Source organism: Pseudoalteromonas luteoviolacea (genome assembly GCF_000814765.1).
Lineage (GTDB): Bacteria > Pseudomonadota > Gammaproteobacteria > Enterobacterales > Alteromonadaceae > Pseudoalteromonas > Pseudoalteromonas luteoviolacea_H.
In genome coordinates, this window is record NZ_JWIC01000005.1 from 764590 (window position 1) to 791411 (window position 26822).

Sequence of the window (26822 nt, forward strand, 5' to 3'; positions counted from 1 at the left end):
GCAAAATAGACTATGCTAAATAATATGCTGAAAATAACTGAGTCACGGCATTTTAAATCTGTACTCTCTACATAAAACCGAGACAAACTTTAAAAAATTATCAGATAGGTTAGAAAATGAGCTTAAATTATCTAGAATTTGAACTTCCAGTAGCTGAATTAGAGCAAAAAATTAAAGAGCTACAAGCTGTTAGTCGCTCAGGTTCTTTGGACCTAAGTCTGGAAGAAGAAATCAGTAAGTTAAAAGAAAAAAGTGTACAGCTTACTGAAAAAATTTACTCAGAACTTAACCCTTGGCAGTTACTTCAACTAGCGCGTCACCCAATGCGTCCTCATGCAAGTGACTACATCAAGCGCATGTTTACAGAATTCGACGAGTTTGCAGGTGATCGCGCATTTGCAAACGACCCAGCAATCATTGGCGGTACTGCACGACTAGACGGTAAGCCAGTGATGGTAATCGGCCAAGAAAAAGGTCGTGATACAGCAGAAAAAATCAAGCGTAACTTCGGTATGCCACGTCCAGAAGGTTACCGTAAAGCTAAGCGTCTTATGGAAATGGCTGAACGTTTTAAGATGCCAGTGATCACATTAATCGATACACAAGGTGCATACCCTGGAATTGGCGCAGAAGAGCGTGGTCAAAGTGAAGCCATCGCAATGAACTTAAAAGTCATGGCATCATTAAAGGTTCCTACAATTTGTAGCGTAATCGGTGAAGGTGGTTCAGGTGGTGCGCTAGCAATTGGTGTGGGCGACCGCGTTAACATGCTACGTTATAGTACTTATTCAGTTATCACACCTGAAGGGTGTGCTTCAATCCTTTGGAAGAGTGCAGAAAAAGCACCTCTTGCAGCTGAAGCAATGGGTGTATCTGCACAGCGTATCAAAGATAACAACCTAATCAACGAAATCGTTTCTGAGCCTCTAGGCGGTGCACACCGTGATTACGATACGGCGGCAAGAAATCTAAAAGCGCAGATCATCAAAGATCTAGATAGCGTGTCTAAACTTAGCCAAGAAGAAATGCTTGAGCAAAGATACCAGCGCCTAATGTCTTTTGGTTATTGTAACTAATTAAAAGTTAAAATTAAAAAGGCCACCCATTGGGTGGCCTTTTTTGTAGCTGAAATCATGTATGTTTAATCAAAAATTAATTCTACATCTTGTCCAGTTAACTTTTTCAATGCCCTCATCAGCTCGTCACTCGGTGTCACACACCACTGCGTGCCAAGTGTTAATTCCGCAGTTGCATCAGGGCGTTGATATTCGATGATCACCTGACATGTTCCAAACTTATATGGCTCTAATACCCGTTTTAAGTTCTCACCAAACCCCGCATCAATTTGCGCCATATTGAGCCGCATCTTCATTGAGTTCACACGTTTCTCCCGTGCCTGCCCAATGGTATTCACATCTCTGGCAGTCATCGTAATACCACCGGAGAAGTTATCAAAACTCACCTGCCCAGAGATCACCAAGATCTGGTTTACCTGGAGCAAGCTCTCGTACATTTCAAATTGTTCAGGAAAGAAACGCACATCAATACGGGCACTCTTGTCATCAAGCGTGATAAGACCCCAGCGGTTGCCTTTTTTATTTATCAAAGTTCGCGCATTGATAACCAGTCCAGCGGCTGTCGATTGCATATCTCTGTTGGTCGGCTGTAAATCTACCAATTTGCCAGATGTATAATGCTTGAGTTCTTTGCGATATTGGTTTATCGGATGTCCGGTCAGGTATAAACCCAGCGTTTCCTTTTCACCATCAAGCCACTCGTTGTCACTCAAAGGCGGCGCCTGAACGAAAGCTTGCGCGACTTCCTCAGGTTCAACTGCAAGCAAACCAAATAAGTCTGACTGACCTAACTGCTCCGCTTTATGGTGTTGTTCGGCAGATTTCATGGCGTCTTTCAAACTTGCCAATAATGTTGCACGTCCACCTTGTTTCTTCTCTGGGCCAAGCTTATCGAGGGCCCCAGCATAAATGAGCTTTTCAATCACACGGCGGTTAAGACGTTTTAAGTCAACACGGGCACAAAAATCAAATAGGTCTTTAAACTCACCACCTTGCTCGCGCGCTTCAAGGATCGCCTCGACAGGACCTTCACCGACCCCTTTAATCGCGCCAATGCCGTAAACAATCTCACCTTGTAAGTTCACTGCAAACTTATACACACCCGCATTCACATCCGGTGGTAACAAGGTCAACTTCATGTTTTCACACTCATCAACCAAGGTGACAATCTTATCGGTGTTATCCATATCCGCAGACATTACCGCCGCCATGAATTCAGCAGGGAAGTGCGTTTTCATCCAGAGCGTTTGATAAGAAACCAGTGCGTATGCTGCCGAGTGAGATTTGTTAAAACCATAACCTGCGAACTTTTCTACAAGGTCGAAGATCTTCATCGCAAGTTCGCCATCAACCCCGTTATTGATCGACCCTTCTTCAAAGGTTGAACGTTGCTTTGCCATCTCTTCAGGTTTTTTCTTACCCATCGCACGACGAAGCAAGTCAGCGCCACCTAGGCTATAACCAGCAAGGACCTGCGCGATCTGCATGACCTGCTCCTGATAGAGGATGATCCCATAGGTCGGCTCTAAGATAGGTGCTAAGCTTTCATGCTGATATTGAGCATCTGGGAAAGAGATCTCTTCTCGGCCATGCTTACGGTCGATGAAGTTATCTACCATGCCCGATTGCAGAGGACCCGGACGGAATAAAGCAACCAGTGCGATCATATCTTCAAAGCAGTCTGGCTTAAGTCGGCGGATCAGATCTTTCATACCACGGGATTCTAGCTGGAATACTGCGGTGGTTTCTGCTCTGAGTAACACCTCAAAACTGGCATGGTCATCCAGTGGAATCGCGTTGATATCAACAAATGGCTTTTGCTCCCGTGCCAAACGCTCGTTGGCCATATCCAACGCCCACTGCAATATGGTCAGTGTTCTTAGACCTAAGAAGTCAAACTTTACTAGACCGGCCGTTTCTACGTCGTTTTTATCAAATTGGGTAACTGGAAACTTACCCTCTTCGTCACAGTATAAGGCTGCAAAGTCGGTAATGCTGGTTGGCGAGATAACAACACCACCGGCGTGTTTACCAGCGTTACGGGTACACCCCTCTAGAATTCGACATTTGTCGATAAGCTCTTTTACTTCATCATCACCGTCGTAAGCTTCAGGTAACCTTGGCTCGACTTCAAAAGCTTTGGCAAGTGTCATACCTGGATCGCCAGGTACTAGCTTGGAAATTCTATCAACAAAGCCATATGGGTGACCTAATACCCGGCCTACGTCACGAATTACCGCTTTGGCCGCCATGGTACCAAAGGTGATGATCTGAGATACCGCTTGTCGCCCGTACAATTTGGCAACGTGATCAATCACCTCATCTCGTCTATCCATACAGAAGTCGACGTCAAAGTCAGGCATCGAGACACGTTCTGGGTTCAAGAATCGTTCGAATAGCAGGTCGAATTCAAGTGGGTCAAGATCGGTGATCTTCAATGCATACGCCACCAATGAACCCGCACCAGAACCTCGACCAGGACCAACTGGGATATTGTTATCTTTACTCCACTGAATGAATTCCATTACGATCAAGAAGTAGCCTGGGAATCCCATTTGGTTGATAACGTCTAATTCAATCCTTAAACGATCATCGTACTCAACTCGCTTAACTTTTCTGTCTTCTTCATCTGGGAATAAAAACTGTAGACGTTCTTCAAGGCCATCTTCAGATACCTTAACTAAGAAGTCATCAATTTTTAAATCACCCGTAGGGTAGTCTGGTAAGAAGTACGTACCGAGCTGGACCGTAACATTACAGCGCTTAGCGATTTCCACCGTATTTTCCAGCGCTTCGGGGATGTCACTAAACAACTCAGCCATCTGCTCAGGTGTTTTTAGATACTGCTCTTTGGAAAAGCGTTTCGGTCTGTTCTTATCTTCTAACGTGTATCCATCGTGGATAGCAACACGGATCTCATGCGCTTCGAAGTCTTCTTCATGTAAAAATACCACTTCATTGGTGGCAACAACCGGTAAATTGCGCTCAGCAGCAAGGGCCACAGCTGCATGTAAATAGTCTTCTTCTTGCTCGCGCCCTGTACGGTGAAGTTCAAGGTAATAATGATCCGCAAAATGTTCTTCATAGAAGGCCAGTGTTTCTAAAGCCAGTTGCTGGTTACCTTTAAGTAGAGCTTTACCCACATCGCCATCTTTTGCGCCTGAGAGTAATATTAAGCCCTCTTTGTACTGCGCTAACCATGCCTTATCAACCACCGGACGATGGAATACATGACCTCTTAGAAACGCTTCGGAAATCAGTAGTGTCAGGTTTTTATACCCTTCATTATTTTTCGCCAGCACCACAATACGACAAGGCTCATCAGGCAACTCATCGCTTTTCAGCCACAGATCTGCCCCCACCATAGGTTTTATTCCTGCGCCATGGGCACCGCCATAAAACCGCACTAAACCACATAAGTTCATTTGATCCGTGATGGCAAACGCAGGCATTTCAAGTTCTTGCGCTCTAGCAACAATCGGTTTGGTTTTTGCCAAACCATCGACCATTGAGAAGTCACTATGCACACGTAAGTGTACAAAATTAGGCGTTGGCATAGTTACGACTGCTCCGCGATAATTTTTTGTACTGGCTTAAAGCTCTTACGGTGATAAGGGGTAATGCCATGTTGTGCAAGAGCTTCGAAGTGCGCCTTAGTCGGATACCCCTTGTGGCCCGCAAAACCGAATTCAGGATACTGTTCATCTAATTCAATCATTTCATTATCACGCGTGACTTTAGCCAAAATTGAGGCCGCACTGATCTCAGCTACTAGGCTATCGCCTTTCACAACCGCTTGTGTAGGAACCGCAATATCAGGCACACGATTACCATCAACAAAAACAAATTCAGCAGGAATTGATAAACCTTCAACTGCGCGCTTCATTGCCAGCATGGTAGCGTGCAGAATATTTAGCTCATCGATTTCTTCAACCGATGCGCGTGCAATACAATAGCACAGAGCTTTCTCTTTAATTTCTTCCGCCAAAGCATTACGTTTTTTCTCAGACAACTTTTTTGAGTCAGTTAACCCTTCAATTGGCTTTTCTGGGTCCAAAATAACCGCTGCAGTGACCACATCCCCCACTAGAGGGCCTCGTCCAACCTCATCAACACCAGCTATATGGTTAACGTTTGGGCGCTCAATTTGCATCTATTACCTCCGCAACGGCAATGGCTGCCTGTTCGCTGGCATTCAAGCGAATATCTTTGTGTATTTCATAAAAACGTTTTATCAACGCTGAATTATCCCCTCTTAATAGGGGTAAGAGTGCATCGGTTAATGCATCTGGATTACAATCTTCTTGCAAGAACTCAGCAACCAAAGGCGCATCAGCCAATAAATTAGGCAATGAAAAGTGCTTAATATTAAAAGTGAAAAATGTGCTAAATATTTTATAGCTCAAGGTTTTAAGGCGATAACCTACCACCATGGGTTTTTTATACAACATGGCTTCCAGCGTCGCGGTACCTGACGCCAACAGCACGGCATCTGCCGCCGTCATCGCCAGTGAAGACTTACCGTCTAACATGATTGGTCTCAGTTCTGGCGCAATTTTATTCAAAATTTGCGTGAACTGTTTTTGACGCTTTTCATTGACCAAAGGTACTACAATTTTAAGATCAGGGATTTTGTCCACTAATTGCTTTGCAGTTTGTAAATATGTTTCACTCAATAAGCCAACCTCAGAGCCACGACTGCCGGGCAACAACGCCAATACCGTGTCTGATTCTTTTAATCCTATCTCTTTTCTGGCTGCTAAGGTGTCTGACTCTAATGGAATTTCATCTGCAAGGGTATGACCGACAAACGTACATGGCACTTCATACTTATCATAAAACGCCTTTTCGAATGGCAACAATGATAAAACCAAGTTTGTTGCCTCAGCGATGGTATGAATGCGCTTTGGCCGCCAAGCCCAAACGGATGGACTCACATATTGAATGGTTTTTATACCCGCCGCTTTCAATGGTTTTTCAACACGCAAGTTAAAATCAGGCGCATCAACGCCGATAAAGACATCTGGTGGATTTTGAATAAAATAATTGACCAACTCTTTTCGAATTTTAAGTAATCGTGGTAGTCGGCCTAATACTTCCACAAGCCCCATCACTGCAAGCTCTTCCATATCAAATAAGCTCTTACAGCCTTCGGCTTGCATTTTGGGGCCCGCGATGCCAACAAACTGGGCATTTGGAAAGCGCTTTTTTAACGCTTTAATGAGACCTGCACCAAGAATATCGCCAGATAACTCACCTGCGACAATCCCAACAGTAATTGATTTTTCGTTTGCCATTTTTGTTCTTCTAGAAAATAAAAAACGCCATACTAAGTATGGCGTTATTATATCAGAACCCGCTCTTTGTTATCCGAAAAAATACGATATAGAAAGCAAAGAGCTAGATTTTGTTAGCGTACCAATCCACGCTCTGATGTCGCGATAAAATCAAGCATCTGCTGAACTGCAGGAAACTGCTTTGCTTCATCTTGCAAAGCGGCTACCGCTTCATCTAACTTAAGGCCTTTACGGAAGAGTGTTTTATATGCTCTACGCGTTGCCATAATTTCATCAGATTCAAAACCACGGCGCTTTAACCCTTCGGTATTAATCGCAACCGGTCTTGCAGGAGTCCCCGTCGTTGTTACAAACGGTGGGACGTCTTGATTCACGCCAGAATACATGCCAACAAACGCATGCGAACCCACTTTACAGAACTGATGCACACCAGAGTTACCTGCAAGGATAACCCAGTCTCCAACATGTACGTGGCCAGCAACACTCGCATTGTTAGCAAAAATCACGTTATTGCCAATTACAGCGTCGTGTGCAACATGGGTATATGCCATGAATAAATTGTTACTACCAATAATGGTAACACCTTGATCTTGAATGGTGCCGCGATGAATTGTGGCACACTCTCTGATCACGTTGTTGTCACCAATAATCAGTTTGGTCGGTTCATCCTTGTACTTTTTATCTTGACAGGCCTCGCCTACTGACGCGAACTGAAATATGTGGTTACCAGAGCCAATTTCACTTGGCCCTTTAATAACTACATGAGACTCTATCTTACAATCATCACCGATAATCACATCATTACCGATATAACTGTATGGTCCGACTGAGACGTTGTTTCCTAATTTAGCGCCTGGCTCAATAATTGCGGTAGGATGGATCACGCTTAAAACTCTCTTCTAGCACACATTATTTCTGCACTACATACAACATTGCCGTCTACCTTCGCTTCACCTGAAAATTTCCAAATGTTGCGACGCTCTTTAACAAACTGTACGTGTAAATGCATCGTATCGCCAGGAACAACTGGCTGCTTAAACCTTGCATTGTCAATGGCTGCAAACAAGTATAGCTCATTCTCACTGCGATTCTCGACCGTTTTAAAGCCAAGTAGGCCAGTTGCTTGAGCAAGTGCTTCCAAGATCATAACCCCTGGAAAAATGGGCTGATCTGGGAAGTGCCCTGTAAAAATAGGCTCATTTGCTGTGACATTTTTCACAGCATGTAAATATTCACCAGGCTTATGATCAATCACCTTATCCACTAGTAGCATAGGGTAACGGTGAGGAAGTAACTTCAAGATTTCTTGAATATCAAAGCTGTTTAATTCGTTGGCCAAAATAGTACCTTTTATTTATCCGTCTGGTTTAACTGCTCGGTGAGAGTCTCGAGTGCTTTAATGCGTGATTTAAAGTCGGAAAGATTACGTAAATGTGCAATGTTTTTACGCCACTCTTTATTGGTAGTATGAGGCATACCTGAAGAGTAAATACCTGGCTTAGAGATACCCTTTGTCACCATACTCATACCAGTAATAACGACGCCGTCACACACCTCATTGTGACCATTGACCGCCACCATACCGCCAAGTTGACAGTACTTTCCAATTTTAACACTACCAGCTAACACCGAACACCCGGCAATGGCTGTGCCGTATCCAATTTCAACATTATGTGCAATTTGAATTTGGTTATCTAGAATCACATTATCATGGATCACAGTGTTGTCTATTGCACCTCGGTCGATAGACGTGCATGCGCCAACTTCCACTCGGTTACCAATAATAACCGTACCAATTTGTGGAATTTTAACCCATTCTCCAGATTCATTTGCATAACCAAAACCGTCACTGCCAATCACACTGCCTGATTGGAACAAACAATGCTCGCCAATCTCAACTTCGTGGTAAATAGTGACATTTGCCCAAAGCTTCGTACCTGCACCAATGCGAACATGCTGACCGATAAAACAGCCTGCTCCAATTTCAACGTTGTCACCAATAACAGCACCCGCTTCAATAACCGCATTGGCTGCAATCTTTACGTTTTCACCCAAGTGAACACTTTGGTCAATAACGGCTGTACTGTGAATTGAGCTGGCAGCACTGGGAGTAGTATCCATGTACTGGGCAAGTTTGGCATACGCCACATAGGGGTTATCACAAATTAATTTGTTACCCGAAAAAAATTCCGCATCATCCGCTGATAATATAACAGCGCCAGCTTGGGTTGAATCAAGCTGGCTGCGATATTTTTTATTTGCCAAGAATGCAATCTCTTGATCACTCGCATTCAATAAAGTGGCAATTTTTACAATTGGCTGATCCGGGTTACCTTCTATCTCGGCCCCCAAATGATCAGCCAGTTGCGACAACGTATAGTGTTTAGTCATTACTTTTTGCTAACTGCTTCAACAATATCATCCGACAGATCGCTAACTTTATCAGGGTTGAAGTAGATTGTCGTTTCTTTTAATCTAACTTCGTCAAACTTTCCTTTTTTAGCAACACTTTCAATGGCATCCAAGATCATTTTTTGTACTTTAGCTAGCTCTTGGTTTTGACGCTGTTTAATTTCTTGCTCAAGCGGACGACCTTTCTCAGCCAGTGTTTTTTGCATACCTTGAATTTTGTCACGTAGTGCTGTTTTTTGATCTTCACTCATGGTTGCACTTTCGCGCTTGAACTTTTCAGCTTCAAAACGGATGTCACCTTGTAGTTTTTCAAGTTCTTGACGACGCTCCGAAAATTCACTTTTCAGTGTTTGCTCAATTTTAGCCATCTGCGGCAATTGTTGATAAACAGTCTGCATATCAACAATACCCACTTTATGTGCGAATGCGTTGATAGAGTTACCCATAAGTAGAGCAGCTAGGATACCCATAGCAGAGGTTTTAAAAATCTTTTTCACAATAAACTCCTTAGAATGTATTACTGATGTTGAAGCTGATGTTCTTAGTATCATCGTCTTCTTCTTTCTTCAGTGGATACGCAAAACTAATTAACATTGGTCCCATAGGTGAAATCCATTGAATAGACATACCTGTAGAAACCCTAAAGCGACTTGGGTCAGAGAAATCTGATAGTTGATTATATTGATGCTCCGGTAAGTTTGAGTAGCGGTCTACATCAAACTCAGTGTCCCAAACGTTTGCAGCATCGATAAAGAAACTAGTTCGTACCGAGCTGGTGTTTTCTTCATCTAAAAACGGGGTTGGTACAATCATTTCCGCACCAAATACGGCTTTGGCATTACCACCGATTCGACCAAGAGGTCGTAATTCATCAAACTCAGGATCACCACCAATTGCGCCACATTCGGTACCATCTGGTAGACATGCTCCGGGCACTGATTGAGGAGCGCGCTGAACCGCTAGCGGTAAGATTGTATTTCTCTCAAAGCCTCTTAGTTCCATTTCTGTAATACGATAGAACTCTTGGAATGGCAGCACTTGATCGAAGCCATTTTCTTCACCATAGCCGTTACCATATGCAAGTGATGCCCTCGTTGAGAATACCCAGCGATGATCGTTGCTCACTGGCCAGTAAAAACGCGAGTCATAACTTAATTTAAAGTAGTTTAGATCCGAGTTAGGCGTCGTGATGTTGAAATTTGCAGTTTGACGTGAACCATCTGTCGGGAACATACCACGGTTTACCGTAATACGTGACCAACCAAACCCTAATTCATACTTGGTGAAATCATAGCCACCTGCCGGATCATCTGGATCCTTGAAGGTCAATTGAAGTACGCGCGTTTGTTCGTAATCAGCAATTCTGTCAAGTTCTTCTTCAACCCAACGGAAACTAAAGTTCAAGCGGTTGACAGGGTTTATTGGAATACCAAAATGGGTACCAATACCATAACTACGAGAGTCGTAGTCAATCAAGCCGATCTCTGAGCCATCAAATTTACTAAAGAAGATGCTACTACCCTGAGAGATACCGTCTGGCGTAAAGTATGGATCTGTGTATGACACACTGTAACGGGTTGACGCTTTTGACGTGTTAATGTTAAACGCAACTTGGTTACCAGAACCTAAAAAGTTTGATTCACTCACACCAACATTAAACTGCAGACCCGCATATGAACCATATGCCACACCGGCTTGGAAACTACCTGCTGGTTGCTCTTTAACATTGAAATCAACATCAACCTGGTCATCAACACCAGGGATAGGTTTAACTTCAAAATCAACCGTTTCCATGTAAGGTAATCGTTGAATTTGTAGTTTAGAACGCTCAAGGCTTTGGTTTGACAACCAAGCGCCCTCAAGCTGCGTCATCTCTCTTCGTACAACATGATCAGCGGTGCTCTGGTTACCATTCACCAAAATACGACGTACATAAACACGCTTACCAGGGTCAACTGATAACGTTAACTGTACTTCTTTATTTTCATCGTCAATTTCTGGAATAGTACGTACTTCAGCATTGGCATAACCAAAACGCGCTAAATAGCTCTTAATAAATTCTTCTGATGAAGTCACCAAAGAGCCATTGTACAGTTCACCAGATTTTAAAGGGATCACGCTTCTGATAAGGTCTTCGCGACCTAGTAAATCACCGATAAAGTCAAAGCCTTTAACTGTATATTTTTCACCTTCGGAAATATTCGCCGTAACATAAACAGACTCACGCTCTGGGCTCACCGATACTTGAGTCGAGTCAATATTGAACCTCAGATAGCCCCTATCCAAGTAGTAACTTCGAATCTTCTCTAGATCACCTTCAATTGTTTGCTTTTGATAGCGATCGCTTGAAAGGAACTTCCACCATGGTAAATCTTGTTGTGACTCGACAAGGCGCAATAGCTGTTCGTCAGAGAAAAGTTCGTTACCAACTAAGTTGATTTGACGAACAGATGCCGCGTCTCCTTCATCAAACTCAAATTTTAGTTTGACTCGGTTTCGTGGCAACTCAACAATGCTCACTTCAATTTTAGCGTTGTATTTACCGATACTGTGAAAGAACTCTATTAAGCCTTTTTCAATACCGTCAATGACCGTTCTGTCTAGCGTTTCACCAGTGCGGATATCTTTACCGTCTAAGCTCTCTTGAAGCTGTTCATCTTTGATGTCTTTGTTGCCATCAAATTCAATAGAAGCAATCGTAGGTCGTTCTTTTACTTTAAAAACAATTTGATTGCCATCACGGTAAGCAGAAATATCATCGAAGTGCCCTGACGAAAAAAGCGCTTTGATGGTTTTAGAGACCGTGTAATTATCAACTTCATCGCCAACGTTAATTGGTATATGAGTTAAGGCTGCACCAAGTGCAACACGTTGTAACCCTTCAACTTTTAAATCTTCTACGATAAAGGAGTTTTGCCCTAGAGCGGCAAAACTAGCGCCAAGTAAACTCGTTACAGCTAAATGTTTTTTTATAGGCATTTTTTTATCTTTATCCTTTACAGCTTACGGCGAACTAAACGCCACGTGCGCTATCGCCCTTATTATAAGAGCCTAGAGCCTCGATACATCATTAAACAGTGCAAAACAGGTCAATGCCAGTAACATCATTGCTCCCAGCTTATAACCTAACTCTTGTGTCTTTTCAGAGACCGGTTTTTTTCGAATTAGTTCAATTAAGTAATACATCAAATGTCCACCATCCAACATGGGCAGCGGTAAAAGGTTGAAAACCCCCAAGTTGACGCTAATTAATGCTAAGAAGCTTAAAAAAGCAATTAATCCATAACTAACACTGTCTCCGGCCCCAACGGCAATACCAACAGGTCCACTGATATTTTTTACAGATACTTGCCCCGTGATCAGATTACCTATCATCTCGAAGCTCAACATGGTAAGGGCATAGGTTTTCTGAACGCCAAGCAAGATACTATCGAATACACCGTACTGTCTAGTCTCAATGTACCCTGGCGGCCAACTTTTCTGTTTCGGCACAACGCCCAAGTAACCTATCGTCGTCCCTTGCGATGTCTCTCTTGCATCTGGTGTGATATTCAAGGTGATTGTACTGCCATTTCTCAACACTGTAATGACACTTTGCTTGTTGGGTGCAAGTTGAACTAGCTCTACAAATTGTGTCCAACTCGAGATGTTCTGTTGGTTAAATGACACGATCTTATCGCCTGCTTGAACGTTGGCGCGTGCTGCTGCAGAGCCGTCAGCAACAAGGGCTAATTCAGTCGTAATATCAGGCCTATACGGTGTAATACCAATAGATGTCAAAGGTGCAACATCGCGTTTATCTAGCTTCCACCCTTCAACATCCAGCGTTCTTATGGCAATTTGCCCACGCTCATCTGTCACCTTAACGTCTAACCTTTGCTCACCTAAACCAGACATGACTGCAAAGTTAACTTCTTGCCAAGACGCCACTTCATCATCACCAATCCGGGTTATCTGGTCACCAGGTTGCATACCCGCATGAAAAGCGATTGAATCTGATGCAATTGAACCAACGACGGGTTTAACGTTTTGAACGCCAACAATATACATTATGGCTAACGCGAGAATAGCAAATAAAAAGTTAGCTATCGGCCCTGCCGCAGCAACCGCCATACGCGCATAAACTGATTTACTATTAAGCGTCAGGAGTTTATCTTGCTCTGACACGTCATCGACCCGTGAGTCAAGCATTCTGACATAACCACCAAGTGGGATCGCAGAGATCGCGTATTCTGTGCCCAACTTGTCATACCAAGTAAACAGTGGCTTTCCAAACCCAATCGAAAAGCGTAAAACCTTTACGCCGGCTTTTCTGGCAACCCAAAAATGTCCATATTCATGAACCGCTACCAATATACTCAGTGCGACAATAAAAGAACCCAGATTCCAGAAAAAATCAAACATTAGCCGACCTGCCTTAACACAAGCTCTTGGGCTAACCGACGCGCTTGAGCATCCATATCAATAATTTCTTCCATGGTGTCTAGCTCACCTAGTGCACTGTTGGAAAGTACTTGTTCGTTCACTTTAAAAATATCCATAAAACCAATTTTTCCCTGTAAAAATGCGGCAACTGATATTTCATTGGCAGCATTCAGTGTCGTTGTTGCAGCTTGCCCTAAACGGCAAGCCTCAATGGCTAACTGGAGATTTGGATAGCGATTATAATCTGGCTCAGTGAATGTAAAATCTTTCATGCGGGAAAAGTCGAGCGGTTGAACACCAGCATCAATGCGATCAGGGTAAGCCAAACCATACGCGATAGGGGTGCGCATATCTGGCTGCCCCATTTGTGCGATCACAGAGCCATCTTGATACTGAACCATTGAATGGATCATACTCTGTGGATGGATAACCACTTCAATATCGTCGGCCTGACAGTCAAACAACCACTTTGCCTCAATAAACTCTAATCCCTTATTCATCATTGTGGCTGAATCAACAGAGATTTTCTGACCCATAGACCAGTTCGGGTGTGCTACAGCTTCCGCGACTGTCACTTGAGATAAAGTATGGATATCACGATTTAAGAAAGGACCACCTGAGCCTGTAAGCAATATTTTGTGGATACCTAGCGGTGAAAAGTCCGTTGTCGTCCCCTGTTGCATTTCGCGCGGCATACATTGAAAAATCGCATTGTGTTCGCTGTCTATCGGCAACAGAGTCGCGCCATGCTTTTTGACTTTGTCCATAAATAATTTACCGGACATCACCAAAGATTCTTTGTTGGCAAGTAAGACTTTTTTGCCAGATTCAACCGCAGCCAAAGTTGGCAACAAACCCGCTGCACCAACAATCGCGGACATCACAATATCCACATCATCATGTGATGCGACTTCACACATTGCGCGAGTACCGCTCATAACTTCTGTCGCGAAGCCACTCAGTTGTGCGCTTAACGCGTTTGCAGCGTCTTCGTCGTTCATCACGACGTATTTCGGTTTATGCTCAATAACTTGTTGATATACAGTGTCAATATTCTTACCTGCAACCAAAGCAAACACGCTATATCGGGCTGAGTTACGGCTAATAACATCTAGAGTTGACGTACCGATAGAACCACTTGAGCCGAGAATAACCACCTGCTGAGCAGGCATTACAGCTTTACTCATAGTGTAACCGTCCAAGCATAAAACAAGGCAAACATGGGCGCAGCTGCCGTCAAACTATCAATGCGATCTAATATGCCGCCGTGTCCTGGTAAACAGCTGCCAGAATCTTTTAACCCAGCTTCGCGCTTAAACATGCTCTCAAGCAGATCACCAATTGCCGAAAACAATGCAATCACCACGGTTAACAAGCCGTACATTAACCAATGTTTATGCTCAACATCAGAGCAATAGCAAAAAATTAATACAAACACGACCGCTGTGATCAATCCACCAATGAGTCCTTCGATTGTTTTATTCGGACTCACATTGGGCATTAATTTTCTTTTGCCTAAATTTTTCCCCGCAAAGTACGCACCGATATCAGCACTCCATACAATCCCAAGAACCACCATGATAAGTATCGAACCGAATTGCTCTGATGCATGATAATCCGCGCTTCGAAGCACATTTAGCGCAAGCCATAAAGGTATGAGGGTTAAAAAGCCTGCAATCGCGGGCATCACAATACCCTGACTCCATGACTTTGCCATTTTTGGGTAACGTGTCACCAGTAAAGTGGCCACAATCCACCACGCGGCTGCGAGCGTAAAGACATAATTTGCATCTGCTACCAATTTACCAGACTGCCAAAGGCTCTCTATAGGCCAGTGGAAGTGCAAAGTGGCAATAAATACACCAGTTACTGCAACATACGCCAAACGATACAACGGCTTTGAGATCCCCATTAACGAGGCCCACTCCCAGGCACCTAGCAGTACAATTGATGCTGCAATAACGCTAAACAAGTTTAGCGGCGTGTAAAATACTAAAATCAGCGCCAGCGGTGCAAGCACAGCCGACGTCATAATACGTTGTTTTAACAAACTGAATACCTTTAACTTGTTGTATTGCTCTCGGCGAGTAGTTGTTTTATTTGTTCACCTGTGCAACCAAAGCGCCTCTCTCTAGAAATATAGCAAGCGATTGCCTCTGAGAAAGCCTCTTCGTTAAAATCAGGCCAAAGAGTTTCTGTGAAATATAACTCTGCGTAAGCAGCTTGCCATAACAAGAAGTTACTGATCCGATAATCACCGCCTGTACGAATGAGTAAATCAAGCGGGCTTTGATCTGCCATTGACATATTATTTGTCAGCGCATCTTCTGTAATATCGGTAACACCTAACTCACCGCTTTGTATTTTTTCTGCAAGCGTTTGAGCAGCATTGACAATATCCCAACGACCACCATAGTTTGCGGCGATATTTAACTGCAACCCAGTATTTTGTCCAGTTAATGCATGGGCATCATGGACTTTATCCTGCAAACTTGTAGGAAACTTTGATATATCCCCAATTATGTTTAGTTTTACATTATTTTTATGTAACTTTTTTACTTCTTTACTTAAGACAAAAAGGAATAATTCCATCAAGGTACTGACTTCGTCTTCAGGTCTACGCCAGTTTTCACTGCTAAATGCAAACAGAGTCAAAGACTCAATACTTAATTTTGAGCAAAACTGTACAGCGCTGCGAACAGAGTCGACACCTTTTTTATGACCATAAGCTCTCGGACGCTTACGGGCTTGAGCCCATCGTCCGTTGCCATCCATAATTATGGCAACATGCTTAGGTAGTGATTGTTGAGAAATCGCGTCAGCGTTTAAAACCATAGTACTATTTTAAATAAAAAAAACGCCGCCTAGTATAGCGCAGTCATCGCTGCAAACCTAATAAAATTCGTTATCTTAAAACTTAAGACAAAACGTCTGATTTTCAGACTAAATTTTAAAATGTGTGTAAATACAGCAAACTATAATTTAGGCTGCACATTTTACTGTGCTTGAGACAACAAAAAGCCGCGATAACGCGGCTTTTGGTCAAAAATCAGAGCAATCGGAATTAAATTTCCATTAACTCTGCTTCTTTTGCACTTAATTGTGTATCCATCTCTTTGATATGTGCATCAGTGATCTTTTGAATTTGATCTTCTGCTTGACGCGCTTCATCTTCAGAAATCTCTTTATCTTTTAACAGTGATTTAATGTCACCGTTCGCATCACGACGGATGTTACGAACTGCAACACGACCACCTTCAACTTCACCACGTACAATTTTTATTAAGTCTTTACGACGCTCTTCTGTAAGTGGAGGTAAAGGTACACGGATAACGGTACCAGCTGACATTGGATTAAGACCTAAATCTGATGCCATGATCGCTTTTTCTACAGCTTGCGCTAATGACTTGTCGAAAACATTAATAGCCAATGTACGTGAATCTTCTACAGTCACGTTTGCAACCTGGTTTAAAGGCGTGTCAGCACCATAGTAAGATACTGAAATACCATCAAGTAGTGCTGGGTGTGCACGGCCTGTACGAATTTTAGAAAGTTGGCTTGCTAATGCTGCCACACTTTTTTTCATGCGCTCTTGAGCGTCTTTTTGGATATCATTAATCACAGTTGCAATCCTATTTTTACTGTTCCAACCTCAGCAATACATGCCAAAGGCTGGGTTATTCTATAAGAATGGGGCCTCAAGCCCCATTCTCAATTGCTATTTATTCTGCCGCTTTTTTTGACGTGATCAAGGTGCCTTCATCTTCACCCATGATAACACGCTTCAATGCACCTGGCTTGTTCATGTTAAATACGCTCAGTGGCATATTGTGGTCACGGGCCAAAGTGAATGCAGCTAAATCCATTACTTTGAGTTCTTTATCAATAATTTCGTCATGCGTAAGCTGACTATACAAAGTAGCGTCTGGGTTTTTAACAGGGTCATCACTGTAAACGCCATCTACTTTGGTTGCTTTGATCACTGTATCAGCTTCAATTTCAATACCGCGTAAGCATGCTGCTGAGTCAGTTGTAAAGAATGGGTTACCAGTACCTGCTGAAAAGATAACAACACGGCCTGATTTTAACAAGCTAATTGCCTCAGCCCAATTATAGGCATCACACACGCCATTAAGTGGAATAGCTGACATCAAACGGGCATTTACGAATGCTCTATGAAGTGCATCACGCATTGCCAAACCATTCATCACTGTCGCTAACATACCCATGTGATCACCAACAACACGGTTCATACCCGCTTCTGCTAATGAACCACCGCGTAAAAAGTTACCGCCGCCGATAACCAAACCCACTTCTACGTCGAGTTCTACAAGCTCTTTGATCTCTTGCGCCATACGATCCAATACTTTTGGATCAATACCAAAGCCTTCATCTCCCATTAAAGCTTCACCGCTTAATTTAAGAAGAACGCGTCTAAAAACAGGTTTTCGATTGATAGTCATAATTTCCGGGCCAAGTTAAAATTGAGACAAAAAATAACCGCGCTTATGATAGACATAAATGCGCGGTTATTTTAGAGAATTTTCTTCATTGACGCAAAAGCAAATCAACACTTTTATGTCAATAAGATTATTCTATTGCGATTATTCGCCTTTTGCAGCTGCGATTTGAGCAGCAACTTCAGCAGCGAAGTCTTCTTCTTTCTTCTCGATACCTTCACCTACTTCTAGGCGAATGAATGAAGAAACAGTAGCGCCTTTCTCTTTAAGGTACTCACCAACAGACTTCTTAGGCTCCATGATGAAAGCTTGACCAGTAAGAGAGATCTCACCAGTGAACTTCTTCATACGACCAACAACCATTTTTTCTGCGATTTCAGCAGGCTTGCCTTCGTTCATAGCGATTTCAACTTGAACCGCTTTTTCTTTTTCAACAACGTCAGCTGGTACGTCTTCTGGCTTCAGGTAGTCAGGCTTAGAAGCAGCAACGTGCATTGCAACGTGCTTAAGTGTTTCTTCGTCAGCATCACCAGTTACAACAACACCGATACGGTCGCCGTGACGGTATGCAGATAGCTTGTCGCCATCGATGTACTCAACGCGACGAACGTTGATGTTTTCACCGATTTTAGCAACTAGAGCAACACGTGTTTCTTCGAACTTAGCTTGAAGGTCAGCAATTGTTGCTTTAGTAGCAACAGCGTCGTCAAGAACAGTGTTAGCAAAACCTAGGAAGTTTTCGTCTTTAGCAACGAAGTCAGTTTGACAGTTAACTTCAAGAAGTGCAGCGAAACCTTCGCCTTGCTTGATAAGGATTGTACCTTCTGCAGCGATGTTACCCGCTTTCTTAGCAGCTTTAGCAGCACCACTTTTACGCATGTTCTCGATCGCTAGATCGATGTCACCGTTAGTTTCAGTTAGTGCTTTTTTACAATCCATCATGCCAGCGCCAGTACGCTCGCGAAGTTCTTTAACTAGGGCAGCAGTTACAGCCATTAGAATATCCTCAATTCTGAATTCGGTTTTTTGATAAGCGAATTACCGCTTGTAAAGAATATCAAGTCTTCATCACAATTGGATGAAGACTTGATGACAGCTAATTACTCAGCTTCTACGAAATCGTCGTTTTCTGCTTGAGCAACGATGTTGCTTTCACGACCTTCAGTGATAGCAGTTGCAACAGCGCCAGTGTAAAGCTGGATTGCACGGATCGCATCGTCGTTACCAGGGATGATGAAGTCAACACCATCTGGGTTTGAGTTAGTATCAACAACAGATACTACTGGAATACCTAGGTTGTTAGCTTCGCGGATAGCGATGTGCTCGTGGTCAGCATCGATTACGAAGATAGCGTCAGGTAGACCGCCCATATCTTTGATACCACCAAGGCTCTTCTCAAGCTTTTCCATTTCACGCGTTTTCATTAGCGCTTCTTTCTTAGTAAGCTTCTCGAAAGTACCGTCTTGGCTTTGTGCTTCAAGGTCTTTAAGACGCTTGATTGATTGACGAACTGTTTTCCAGTTAGTCAACATACCACCTAACCAACGGTGATTTACGTAGAACTGCTCACTTGAGATAGCTGCTTCTTTAACTGCTTCACCAGCTGCACGCTTAGTACCAACGAAAAGGATTTTACCTTTGTTAGATGCAACGTTTGATAAAAACTTAAGTGCATCGTTGAAAAGTGGAACTGTCTTTTCTAGGTTGATGATGTGAACGCGGTTACGTGCACCGAAGATGAACGGCTTCATCTTAGGGTTCCAGTAACGTGCTTGGTGACCGAAGTGAACACCAGCTTGAAGCATATCGCGCATTGAAACGTTTGCCATTGTATTTTCCTCTATTTAGTAGGGTTAGGCCTCCACATATCCCATAGCACCAACATGCTTATTGCGTATCTTTTTAGATACAAACATGCACCCAAGTGTATGTGTCGATATGTGTGTGTGTTAAAATTAAATTTTGCGTGCCTTAAGTACAAACAACCTCAAGATCAAATCTGGAAGATTTATTTGTAAAAAGACGGCGCGCTTTATACCATATAAAATAAATTAACTCAATGATGAGACCAAAATTTGCTCGTCATTGCTTTGTAAAAATTATGACTTGGAGTCTCAATGAGTGCAGTGATTAAAACCCCTGAAGAAATCGAAAAAATGCGTGTTGCCGGTAGGTTAGCGGCTGAAGTGTTGGAAATGATCGAGGAGTTTGTGAAGCCTGGGGTTACCACAGACGAATTAAATACAATTTGTCATAATTACATTGTGGATGTACAAGGCTGCATACCTGCACCACTCAACTATCATGGATTCCAAAGTCAATTTGTACATCTGTTAACCATGTTATCTGTCATGGAATTCCCAATGAGAAACCATTAAAAGAAGGTGATATTGTCAATATCGACGTCACCGTTATCAAAGATGGCTACCATGGTGATACGTCAAAAATGTTTTACGTTGGCACGCCAAGTATTCAGGGCAAACGTTTAAGTGAAATCACGCAAGAGTCTCTTTATCTCGCTATTAAAATGGTAAAACCGGGCGTACGTCTTGGTGATATTGGTGCCGCTATACAAAAGTTTGCTGAAGGCTTCAACTATTCTATCGTTCGTGAATATTGCGGTCACGGTATTGGTGCACAGTTCCACGAAGAACCTCAAGTTATGCACTATGGCAAACCGGGGACTGGTGAAACGCTCAAAGCAGGTATGTGTTTAACCATTGAGCCTATGGTTAACGCAGGTAAACGTCAGTGTAAGTTACTCAAAGATGACTGGACTGTTGTCACTAAAGACCGCAGTTTATCAGCACAATGGGAACACACACTGCTTGTCACGGACAATGGCGTTGAAATCCTAACGCATCGTAAAGATGACACGATTGACCGTGTGATCGAGCACGCCTAAGTCAATTGATGCTGCTTGTGATGAGCAAGCAGCATTATAAATTACAGACAAGTTTGGAACCGGATTAGGTAAAAAATATCCATTTAACCCATCAATCTAACAAAACCCGCAAAAAACGTACTTTCGCTGCTTCAAGTCATCCCAATATACAAGTAAACTGATTCCATCTTGTGTTCCAAGGATCTCTCGTGGCGTTACCAAATAAAGTAAAGTTGTTACTTGAACAAGCTGAACAACTTAATGATTACAAAGGCTGTATGAACTACTTTTACAAGTGGCTCAACAATCAATTTTCAAAACAGCCGGTCAGGTTGCTGATCAAAGCACGTTCTGAGTTCATCGATACATTGCTAAAAAAGTTATTTGTTCAAACCGGATTATCAGAATTTCCACAATTGGCGTTGATCGGTATCGGTGGATATGGACGCGGTGAGCTTCACCCATTTTCTGACATCGACTTTTTGTTGTTGACCGATGGTGAACCCAGTAACGAGTTACGTAATGCGCTTGAGACATTTGTCACGTATTTATGGGATTTAAACTTAGATATCGGTCATAGTGTCCGCACACATGAGCAAGTGCTAGAACAAAAACGCAAAGATGTGCACTTCACGACAAGTTTGCTCGAAAGTCGGCTCATTTGCGGTAACCTTATCGAGTTTGAACGATTGAAAAGTCATATCGTTAAGACCCCTATCTGGCGATCCGATGATTTTTTTATCGCTAAAGTGAAAGAACAAAAGCTCAGACGTAAAAAGTGCCATGGTACTGCCTATAACCTCGAGCCAAATATCAAAGAAAACCCAGGGGGTTTAAGAGACTTACAAACTATTTTTTGGGTTGCTAAAAAACACTTCCATGCGGAAACATTAGAAGAACTGATCGGCCATGGCTATTTAACCCATGAAGAGTACCAAGAACTGATGGAGTGCTTGGAAAATTTATGGAATATTCGATTTGCGCTGCACCTTGCAGCTGGGCGCAGTGAAAATAGATTATTGTTCGATTATCAGCCGCATGCCGCTGAATTGCTTGGCTTTGGTTCGGAAGGCAAGCCTTCGGTCGAGCGTATGATGAAACGTTTATTTAGGATCATGAGTCGTGTTCGTGAGATGAACCAAATGCTGCTCGCCTATTTTGAACAAAGTATCTTGCCTGATCATGATGCACATCTTGTCACGCCTTTAGATGCGCATTTTGAACGTATCGGCAACAAAATACGGGTAAAAGATCCCTCCGCATTCTTTTTACGAGAGAACCTAATCGTTCTTTTTGAACATATCGCTGACAATACTGACATCACCGATATAGATCCAAATACCATACGTTCGGTTAGGCAAGTACGCAGACGATTGCTCGGAGACTTGCAAGACTATGCTGCATGTCGTGACGCATTTATGCGATTGCTAAAGCACCCAAATGGCATGGGGAGAGCGTTCACTTTAATGCACAAACACGGCATTATCGCAGCCTACTTGCCACAGTGGCGTAGTATATTCGGCCAAATGCAATTTGATTTATTTCATGCTTATACCGTAGATGAACATACGCACAAGCTGATTAATAACATCCATAAATACCGCGATAAGCAACTCAATAAAGATTTTCCAATTTGCGCAGAGATAGTGACGCGCATGGATAAACCCGAGTTATTGTATTTAGCTGGGATCTTCCATGATATTGCTAAAGGCCGAGGTGGTGACCACTCAGAGCTAGGCGCTGTTGATGCCAACGCCTTTGCTAGCATGCACAAACTGACCCCCTCCGATGCAAAGCTCGTTGCCTGGTTAGTTGAGCATCATTTACTTATGTCTGTAACCGCTCAGCGTAAAGACATCAATGACCCAGATGTCATTAATGAGTTTGCCTCTAAAGTGAAAAACGAACGTCAGCTCGATTATCTTTACTGCTTAACCGTGGCAGATATCCGCGCGACCAATGACAATTTATGGAATGATTGGAAAAACACCCTATTACGCGAGCTTTATTTGCATGCACAACGTGCTTTAAGACTGGGCTTGGAGCACCCCATGGATATGCGTGATCAGATCCGTGATAAAAAGGCCCAAGCGATGCAGAGGTTAGTTGAACTCGGCTTTGAAGAAACCAATGTCATCGCACTTTGGTCACGATTTAAAGCAAACTATTTTACAGGTTTCAGTGAAGAGCAAATCTCATGGCAAAGTGAGTATCTACTTTCACTAGAAAAAGAAACTAAATCGGGCGTTGCCGTATCCGAAAAGCCAATGCATGGCGGTACGCAAGTATTTGTTTATGCCCCTTATGAAGCCAGCTTATTTGCCAAACTTGTGTCTGTGATTGGCAGTAAAAAAGCACAGATCCAGCATGCTCAAGTCATGACAACTAAAGATGGTTACGTGGTTTTTAGTTTCGTGATTTTAGAAGTCAATGGCGATGCCATCAGCGGGAGCCGCGCGAAGAACTTGCGCAGAGGACTCGATAGCATCTTGATCGATCCGAAGAAAAAAATACGCTTGAAGAAAAACCGCTCACAGCGATTTAAAGATTTTAATATCAAACCAAAAGTGATTGTCCGCCCACATGCACGTGACGATAGAAACCTAGTCGAAATTCAAGCCGTTGATATTCAGGGCCTATTAACTAAGATTGCGGAAGTATTGCAGGTGCATAACCTTCATATCCACGCCGCACGGATCACCACAGTTGGAGAGCGTGCAGAAGACTTTTTCGTAGTCTCAAATGAACATTATTTAGCATTGAGTGATGATGAAAAAACCGCTTTACATCATTCACTGATGAAAAAATTAAACGCCGAATCTGAATAAAAGAGGAAACCATGTCGGATTTAAAAAGTATTATTGAACAAGCGTGGGAAAACCGCGATAGCATCACACCATCTTCTGTTGCACCCGAAGTTAAAAATGCAATTGTTGACTCTTTAGAGTTACTAGATAAAGGTGCTGCACGTGTAGCAGAAAAAGTAAGCGGTGAGTGGGTTGTTCACCAATGGCTTAAAAAAGCAGTATTACTGTCTTTTAGAATTCGTGATAACCAGCCAATGAACGATGGCGTAAACCAATTTTACGACAAAGTACCACTTAAGTTTAGTGATTATACACCAGAGCAATTCCAGCAAGGCGGCATGCGTGTCGTACCAAATGCAGTCGCACGTCAAGGTAGTTTTGTCGGGAAAAACGTCGTACTTATGCCTTCTTACGTTAATATTGGTGCTTACGTTGACGAAGGTACAATGGTCGATACATGGGCAACTGTGGGATCATGTGCACAAATTGGTAAAAATGTTCACTTATCTGGTGGTGTTGGCATTGGCGGTGTCCTAGAGCCTTTGCAAGCTAACCCAACCATCATTGAAGACAACTGTTTTATCGGTGCACGTTCAGAGATTGTTGAAGGTGTAATCGTTGAAGAAGGCGCTGTTATCTCAATGGGTGTGTACATTTCGCAAAGCACGCGTATTTATGACAGAGAAACCGGTGAAATTCATTATGGTCGAGTCCCAGCAGGCTCTGTGGTAGTGCCAGGTTCACTACCTAGTAAAGACGGCACCCACAGTCTTTATGCCGCTATCATCGTGAAAAAAGTGGACAAGCAAACACGCGAAAAAGTCGGTGTTAATGCCCTACTTCGTTCTGTGCAAGACTAACTCATACCGAGCCGTGCGCAACTTAGCTGCACGGCTACTTTTCAATTCAAGCGTTCAATTCATTATTTTCAACCCTGTCAATCTGTGATTGAAATAACGACACACCCAAACATGGAAAGACATAATGATAATAATATTCCGAAAGTACCTTCTTTGCATATTCATCTTATTTTTAGCTGGATGTGCCAATACAACAACCGTTCACATTTACGCTAAATACATCCCAGATAAATCTCGTATTCAATTAGAACAAGCATTTGAAAAAAACGGTTTCAACGTTGAGACCAATACTCTCGATTTCCCAACCAGCATTTCCCAAAATACAATGCTTCATTCGCTCATGCTGCAAGACCCAAATGCAGTAGAAACCGCCAAGCAAACGGCCGACAAAAGTGGTTTTAAGATATCAGATATTCAAGCACTTAAAGAAGGTAACCACTGGTACACCAAAAATGCCATTGCAATTTATCCCTTTCCAAAAGATAAACAGAATAGTCCGCTCCTAAAAGCAGACTTAGCACAGCATTTTAAAACAGCCTCATGTAACAGCGAATTTAAGCTCAAGCTCCATAAAAATGGGGCCTATGAGCTCTCTGGTGAGAATATTGCTGAAGAAAACAAAGGATTATTAAAAGGTACTTGGCACTATGTGCAATATCCATATATGGAGCTAAGACCTTACAAAGGCATTAGCTGGAGCCGATACTTTGAAATACATCAACTAGTCACTCGAGATCAAGTCAGTGAAATTGAATTAATACGACTAAAACCGATTGAGAAACATCACGTGAGCCAGCATTGCGTGTATGAATTTGGCACGCGACTTTGAGTGTACTCAGAAAACAAAAAAGGTGAGCCAAAGCTCACCTTTTACTTTTATCGCTACAGCGTGTTTACAGACCGCGATTCATTTCGTCAAATTTCGCTTCTATCGTTTTTGAAGGCGGTGCCGTCATTGAGCTCACTGCCACAATCGCAATGGATGCTGCAATGAAGCCAGGTACGATTTCGTAAATGAATCCACTCGGGCTTTGTCCTGCAATGGTGAATGGTGCATAGATCCACACAAGCACAGTCACAGCACCAACAACCATACCAGCAAGCGCGCCTGAGAAGTTCATACGCTTCCAGAATAAGCTAAACAGTACCAGCGGACCAAATGCCGCACCAAAGCCTGCCCACGCGTTGCTCACTAAGCTTAAGATAGTGCTTTCTCTATCATGCGCGAGATAAATAGCTAACACTGACACTGCCGCGACACTGATACGACCGACCATGACTAGCTCTTTGTCTGTCGCATTTGGCTTAATAAACACTTTGTAGAAATCTTCAGTCAAAGAGCTCGAACTCACCAATAACTGTGAAGAAATCGTGCTCATAATCGCCGCTAAAATTGCCGCCAGTAAGAAGCCTGCAATCAATGGATGGAATAGCAACTCAGACAGAACCAAAAAGATGGTTTCAGCATCTTTAACAACGATGCTATTCTCATGCGCATAAGCCGCGCCAAACAAGCCCGTAGTGATAGCGCCAACGGTTGCCACAATCATCCAGCTCATACCAATATTTCTGGCTGTTGGCATATCTTTAACACTGCGCACAGACATAAAGCGAACAATGATGTGAGGCTGACCAAAATATCCTAGACCCCAAGACATCGCAGAAATAATACCAATTACGCCACCAGCGCCAACCCACGTCAGCATATCTGGATTTAATTCATTCAGCGTCGCAATTAACGGCTGCTCTAGTAAACTGAATGTCACCAAAGGCACTAGTACAAGCGCAATAAACATAATACAGCCTTGTACAAAATCTGTGAGGCTCACAGCTAAGAACCCACCAAACAGCGTGTAAAGTACAACCACACCGGTTGTCACATACAAGCCCGTTTCGTAGCTCATGCCAAACGAGTTTTCAAATAACTTACCGCCTGCAACAACGCCTGATGAAGTGTACAAGGTGAAGAAAACAATGATAACAATCGCAGATACAATACGCAGTGCGTTACTATTGTCTTCAAAGCGATTTGCAAAATAATCTGGAATCGTGATTGCGTCATTGGCAACCTCGGTGTAGACACGTAGTCTTGGTGCAACAAGTAGATAGTTCAAGAACGCACCAATTACCAAACCAACCGCTATCCACGTGCTGCTGAACCCTGTTAGGAACATTGCACCTGGCAATCCCATTAAGATCCAACCACTCATGTCGGATGCACCTGCTGATAGTGCAGCTACACTGGGTGGTAAATTACGACCCCCTAACATGTAACCTGATACATCATCGGTAGATTTACGATAGGCATAAAGGCCAATTGCTAACATTGCAACAAAATACAAAGCCAGCGATATCATCGTGCCAATTTCCAAAATGACCTCCGTTAAAAAGAGCTTCTCTCCGAATAACAGTAAACTAACTTCTTAACTGATATTGGAACAAAAGCCAAAAACAAAGGCGCACTATATCATGGCTCCCTCTCACCCCCAAGTAAGTCTGCTTAAATAGCTGCTGTTGCACATTTCACACTCTAAAATATTACCCTTTAGTACGAAAATACTAAGAAAGTGTAAATTTTATAATGAAATACGTTGTAGATTG

Annotated in this window: 21 protein-coding genes and 1 pseudogene; 5 read left to right on the forward strand and 17 right to left on the reverse strand. The window is 42.9% G+C overall.

What is annotated here, in order from left to right; genetic code table 11:
* Window positions 1–116 precede the first annotated feature (116 nt).
* On the forward strand, window positions 117–1076 hold the full coding sequence (gene accA / locus JF50_RS10725) for an acetyl-CoA carboxylase carboxyl transferase subunit alpha (protein WP_039609404.1): 960 nt from the start codon (window positions 117–119) through the stop codon (window positions 1074–1076).
* Window positions 1077–1141: 65 nt separating this feature from the next.
* Here the strand turns inward: accA and dnaE are convergent, their stop codons facing one another.
* The 16 genes from dnaE to rpsB form a co-directional block, all read right to left on the reverse strand.
* Entirely contained in the window at window positions 1142–4633 is a 3492-nt protein-coding gene (dnaE, locus tag JF50_RS10730; RefSeq protein ID WP_039609405.1) for a DNA polymerase III subunit alpha, read from the reverse strand.
* Window positions 4634–4635: 2 nt separating this feature from the next.
* On the reverse strand, window positions 4636–5229 hold the full coding sequence (gene rnhB / locus JF50_RS10735) for a ribonuclease HII (protein WP_039609406.1): 594 nt from the start codon (window positions 5227–5229) through the stop codon (window positions 4636–4638).
* A complete protein-coding gene (gene lpxB / locus JF50_RS10740) occupies window positions 5219–6373 on the reverse strand; it encodes a lipid-A-disaccharide synthase (protein WP_039609407.1) in 1155 nt (384 codons plus the stop codon). The genes rnhB and lpxB overlap by 11 nt, the downstream gene beginning before the upstream one ends.
* Window positions 6374–6486: 113 nt before the next feature.
* Window positions 6487–7257: an acyl-ACP--UDP-N-acetylglucosamine O-acyltransferase gene (gene lpxA / locus JF50_RS10745; protein ID WP_039609408.1), complete on the reverse strand. Its 771-nt coding sequence runs from the start codon at window positions 7255–7257 to the stop codon at window positions 6487–6489.
* 2 nt (window positions 7258–7259) lie between these two features.
* Window positions 7260–7712, reverse strand: a complete 453-nt coding sequence (gene fabZ / locus JF50_RS10750) for a 3-hydroxyacyl-ACP dehydratase FabZ (protein WP_039609409.1) — start codon at window positions 7710–7712, stop codon at window positions 7260–7262.
* Window positions 7713–7723: 11 nt separating this feature from the next.
* On the reverse strand, window positions 7724–8764 hold the full coding sequence (gene lpxD, locus JF50_RS10755) for a UDP-3-O-(3-hydroxymyristoyl)glucosamine N-acyltransferase (RefSeq protein WP_039609410.1): 1041 nt from the start codon (window positions 8762–8764) through the stop codon (window positions 7724–7726).
* Window positions 8764–9282: an OmpH family outer membrane protein gene (locus tag JF50_RS10760; protein WP_039609411.1), complete on the reverse strand. Its 519-nt coding sequence runs from the start codon at window positions 9280–9282 to the stop codon at window positions 8764–8766. Before JF50_RS10760 ends, lpxD begins: the two co-directional genes overlap by 1 nt.
* A gap of 10 nt (window positions 9283–9292) precedes the next feature.
* Window positions 9293–11764 carry an outer membrane protein assembly factor BamA gene (gene bamA / locus JF50_RS10765; RefSeq protein WP_039609412.1) on the reverse strand — a complete coding sequence of 824 codons (2472 nt, stop codon included), beginning with the start codon at window positions 11762–11764 and terminating at the stop codon, window positions 9293–9295.
* A 72-nt stretch (window positions 11765–11836) separates the two neighbouring features.
* Window positions 11837–13189: a sigma E protease regulator RseP gene (rseP, locus tag JF50_RS10770; protein WP_039609413.1), complete on the reverse strand. Its 1353-nt coding sequence runs from the start codon at window positions 13187–13189 to the stop codon at window positions 11837–11839.
* Window positions 13189–14382 carry a 1-deoxy-D-xylulose-5-phosphate reductoisomerase gene (gene ispC, locus JF50_RS10775; protein WP_039609591.1) on the reverse strand — a complete coding sequence of 398 codons (1194 nt, stop codon included), beginning with the start codon at window positions 14380–14382 and terminating at the stop codon, window positions 13189–13191. The genes rseP and ispC overlap by 1 nt, the downstream gene beginning before the upstream one ends.
* 11 nt (window positions 14383–14393) lie before the next feature.
* On the reverse strand, window positions 14394–15260 hold the full coding sequence (locus tag JF50_RS10780) for a phosphatidate cytidylyltransferase (RefSeq protein WP_039609414.1): 867 nt from the start codon (window positions 15258–15260) through the stop codon (window positions 14394–14396).
* Window positions 15261–15271: 11 nt separating this feature from the next.
* Entirely contained in the window at window positions 15272–16045 is a 774-nt protein-coding gene (locus tag JF50_RS10785; protein ID WP_039609415.1) for an isoprenyl transferase, read from the reverse strand.
* A 229-nt stretch (window positions 16046–16274) separates the two neighbouring features.
* Window positions 16275–16832 (reverse strand): ribosome recycling factor, encoded by a 558-nt coding sequence (frr, locus tag JF50_RS10790; protein WP_039609416.1) that lies wholly within the window; start codon window positions 16830–16832, stop codon window positions 16275–16277.
* Between the two features lie 100 nt (window positions 16833–16932).
* On the reverse strand, window positions 16933–17673 hold the full coding sequence (pyrH, locus tag JF50_RS10795; RefSeq protein ID WP_039609417.1) for a UMP kinase: 741 nt from the start codon (window positions 17671–17673) through the stop codon (window positions 16933–16935).
* 141 nt (window positions 17674–17814) lie between these two features.
* The gene (gene tsf / locus JF50_RS10800) at window positions 17815–18666 is read right to left on the reverse strand and encodes a translation elongation factor Ts (RefSeq protein WP_039609418.1); all 852 of its coding nucleotides are present in this window, start codon (window positions 18664–18666) and stop codon (window positions 17815–17817) included.
* 104 nt (window positions 18667–18770) lie between these two features.
* On the reverse strand, window positions 18771–19499 hold the full coding sequence (gene rpsB / locus JF50_RS10805) for a 30S ribosomal protein S2 (RefSeq protein ID WP_039609419.1): 729 nt from the start codon (window positions 19497–19499) through the stop codon (window positions 18771–18773).
* Between the two features lie 288 nt (window positions 19500–19787).
* On the opposite strand from rpsB, the pseudogene map reads away from it, so the two are divergent.
* The 4 genes and pseudogenes from map to JF50_RS10825 all read left to right on the forward strand — a co-directional run bounded on the left by map (window position 19788) and on the right by JF50_RS10825 (window position 25050).
* Window positions 19788–20575 (forward strand): annotated as a pseudogene (gene map / locus JF50_RS10810) (type I methionyl aminopeptidase).
* 188 nt (window positions 20576–20763) lie between these two features.
* The gene (gene glnD / locus JF50_RS10815) at window positions 20764–23382 is read left to right on the forward strand and encodes a [protein-PII] uridylyltransferase (protein ID WP_039609420.1); all 2619 of its coding nucleotides are present in this window, start codon (window positions 20764–20766) and stop codon (window positions 23380–23382) included.
* Window positions 23383–23393: 11 nt separating this feature from the next.
* Entirely contained in the window at window positions 23394–24221 is an 828-nt protein-coding gene (dapD, locus tag JF50_RS10820; RefSeq protein WP_039609421.1) for a 2,3,4,5-tetrahydropyridine-2,6-dicarboxylate N-succinyltransferase, read from the forward strand.
* 124 nt (window positions 24222–24345) lie between these two features.
* Window positions 24346–25050: a hypothetical protein gene (locus JF50_RS10825; RefSeq protein ID WP_039609422.1), complete on the forward strand. Its 705-nt coding sequence runs from the start codon at window positions 24346–24348 to the stop codon at window positions 25048–25050.
* 64 nt (window positions 25051–25114) lie between these two features.
* On the opposite strand, the gene putP is transcribed toward JF50_RS10825, so the two are convergent.
* Complete coding sequence (gene putP, locus JF50_RS10830) at window positions 25115–26593, reverse strand: sodium/proline symporter PutP (RefSeq protein WP_039609423.1); 1479 nt, start codon at window positions 26591–26593, stop codon at window positions 25115–25117.
* Window positions 26594–26822 lie beyond the last annotated feature (229 nt).

Coding starts and splice junctions, on each gene's coding strand:
- accA (WP_039609404.1), top strand. CDS start 117: ATGAGCTTAAATTATCTAGAATTTGAACTTCCAGTAGCTGAATTAGAG.
- dnaE (WP_039609405.1), bottom strand. CDS start 4,633: ATGCCAACGCCTAATTTTGTACACTTACGTGTGCATAGTGACTTCTCA.
- rnhB (WP_039609406.1), bottom strand. CDS start 5,229: ATGCAAATTGAGCGCCCAAACGTTAACCATATAGCTGGTGTTGATGAG.
- lpxB (WP_039609407.1), bottom strand. CDS start 6,373: ATGGCAAACGAAAAATCAATTACTGTTGGGATTGTCGCAGGTGAGTTA.
- lpxD (WP_039609410.1), bottom strand. CDS start 8,764: ATGACTAAACACTATACGTTGTCGCAACTGGCTGATCATTTGGGGGCC.
- bamA (WP_039609412.1), bottom strand. CDS start 11,764: ATGCCTATAAAAAAACATTTAGCTGTAACGAGTTTACTTGGCGCTAGT.
- rseP (WP_039609413.1), bottom strand. CDS start 13,189: ATGTTTGATTTTTTCTGGAATCTGGGTTCTTTTATTGTCGCACTGAGT.
- ispC (WP_039609591.1), bottom strand. CDS start 14,382: ATGCCTGCTCAGCAGGTGGTTATTCTCGGCTCAAGTGGTTCTATCGGT.
- JF50_RS10785 (WP_039609415.1), bottom strand. CDS start 16,045: ATGGTTTTAAACGCTGACGCGATTTCTCAACAATCACTACCTAAGCAT.
- pyrH (WP_039609417.1), bottom strand. CDS start 17,673: ATGACTATCAATCGAAAACCTGTTTTTAGACGCGTTCTTCTTAAATTA.
- tsf (WP_039609418.1), bottom strand. CDS start 18,666: ATGGCTGTAACTGCTGCCCTAGTTAAAGAACTTCGCGAGCGTACTGGC.
- rpsB (WP_039609419.1), bottom strand. CDS start 19,499: ATGGCAAACGTTTCAATGCGCGATATGCTTCAAGCTGGTGTTCACTTC.
- dapD (WP_039609421.1), top strand. CDS start 23,394: ATGTCGGATTTAAAAAGTATTATTGAACAAGCGTGGGAAAACCGCGAT.
- JF50_RS10825 (WP_039609422.1), top strand. CDS start 24,346: ATGATAATAATATTCCGAAAGTACCTTCTTTGCATATTCATCTTATTT.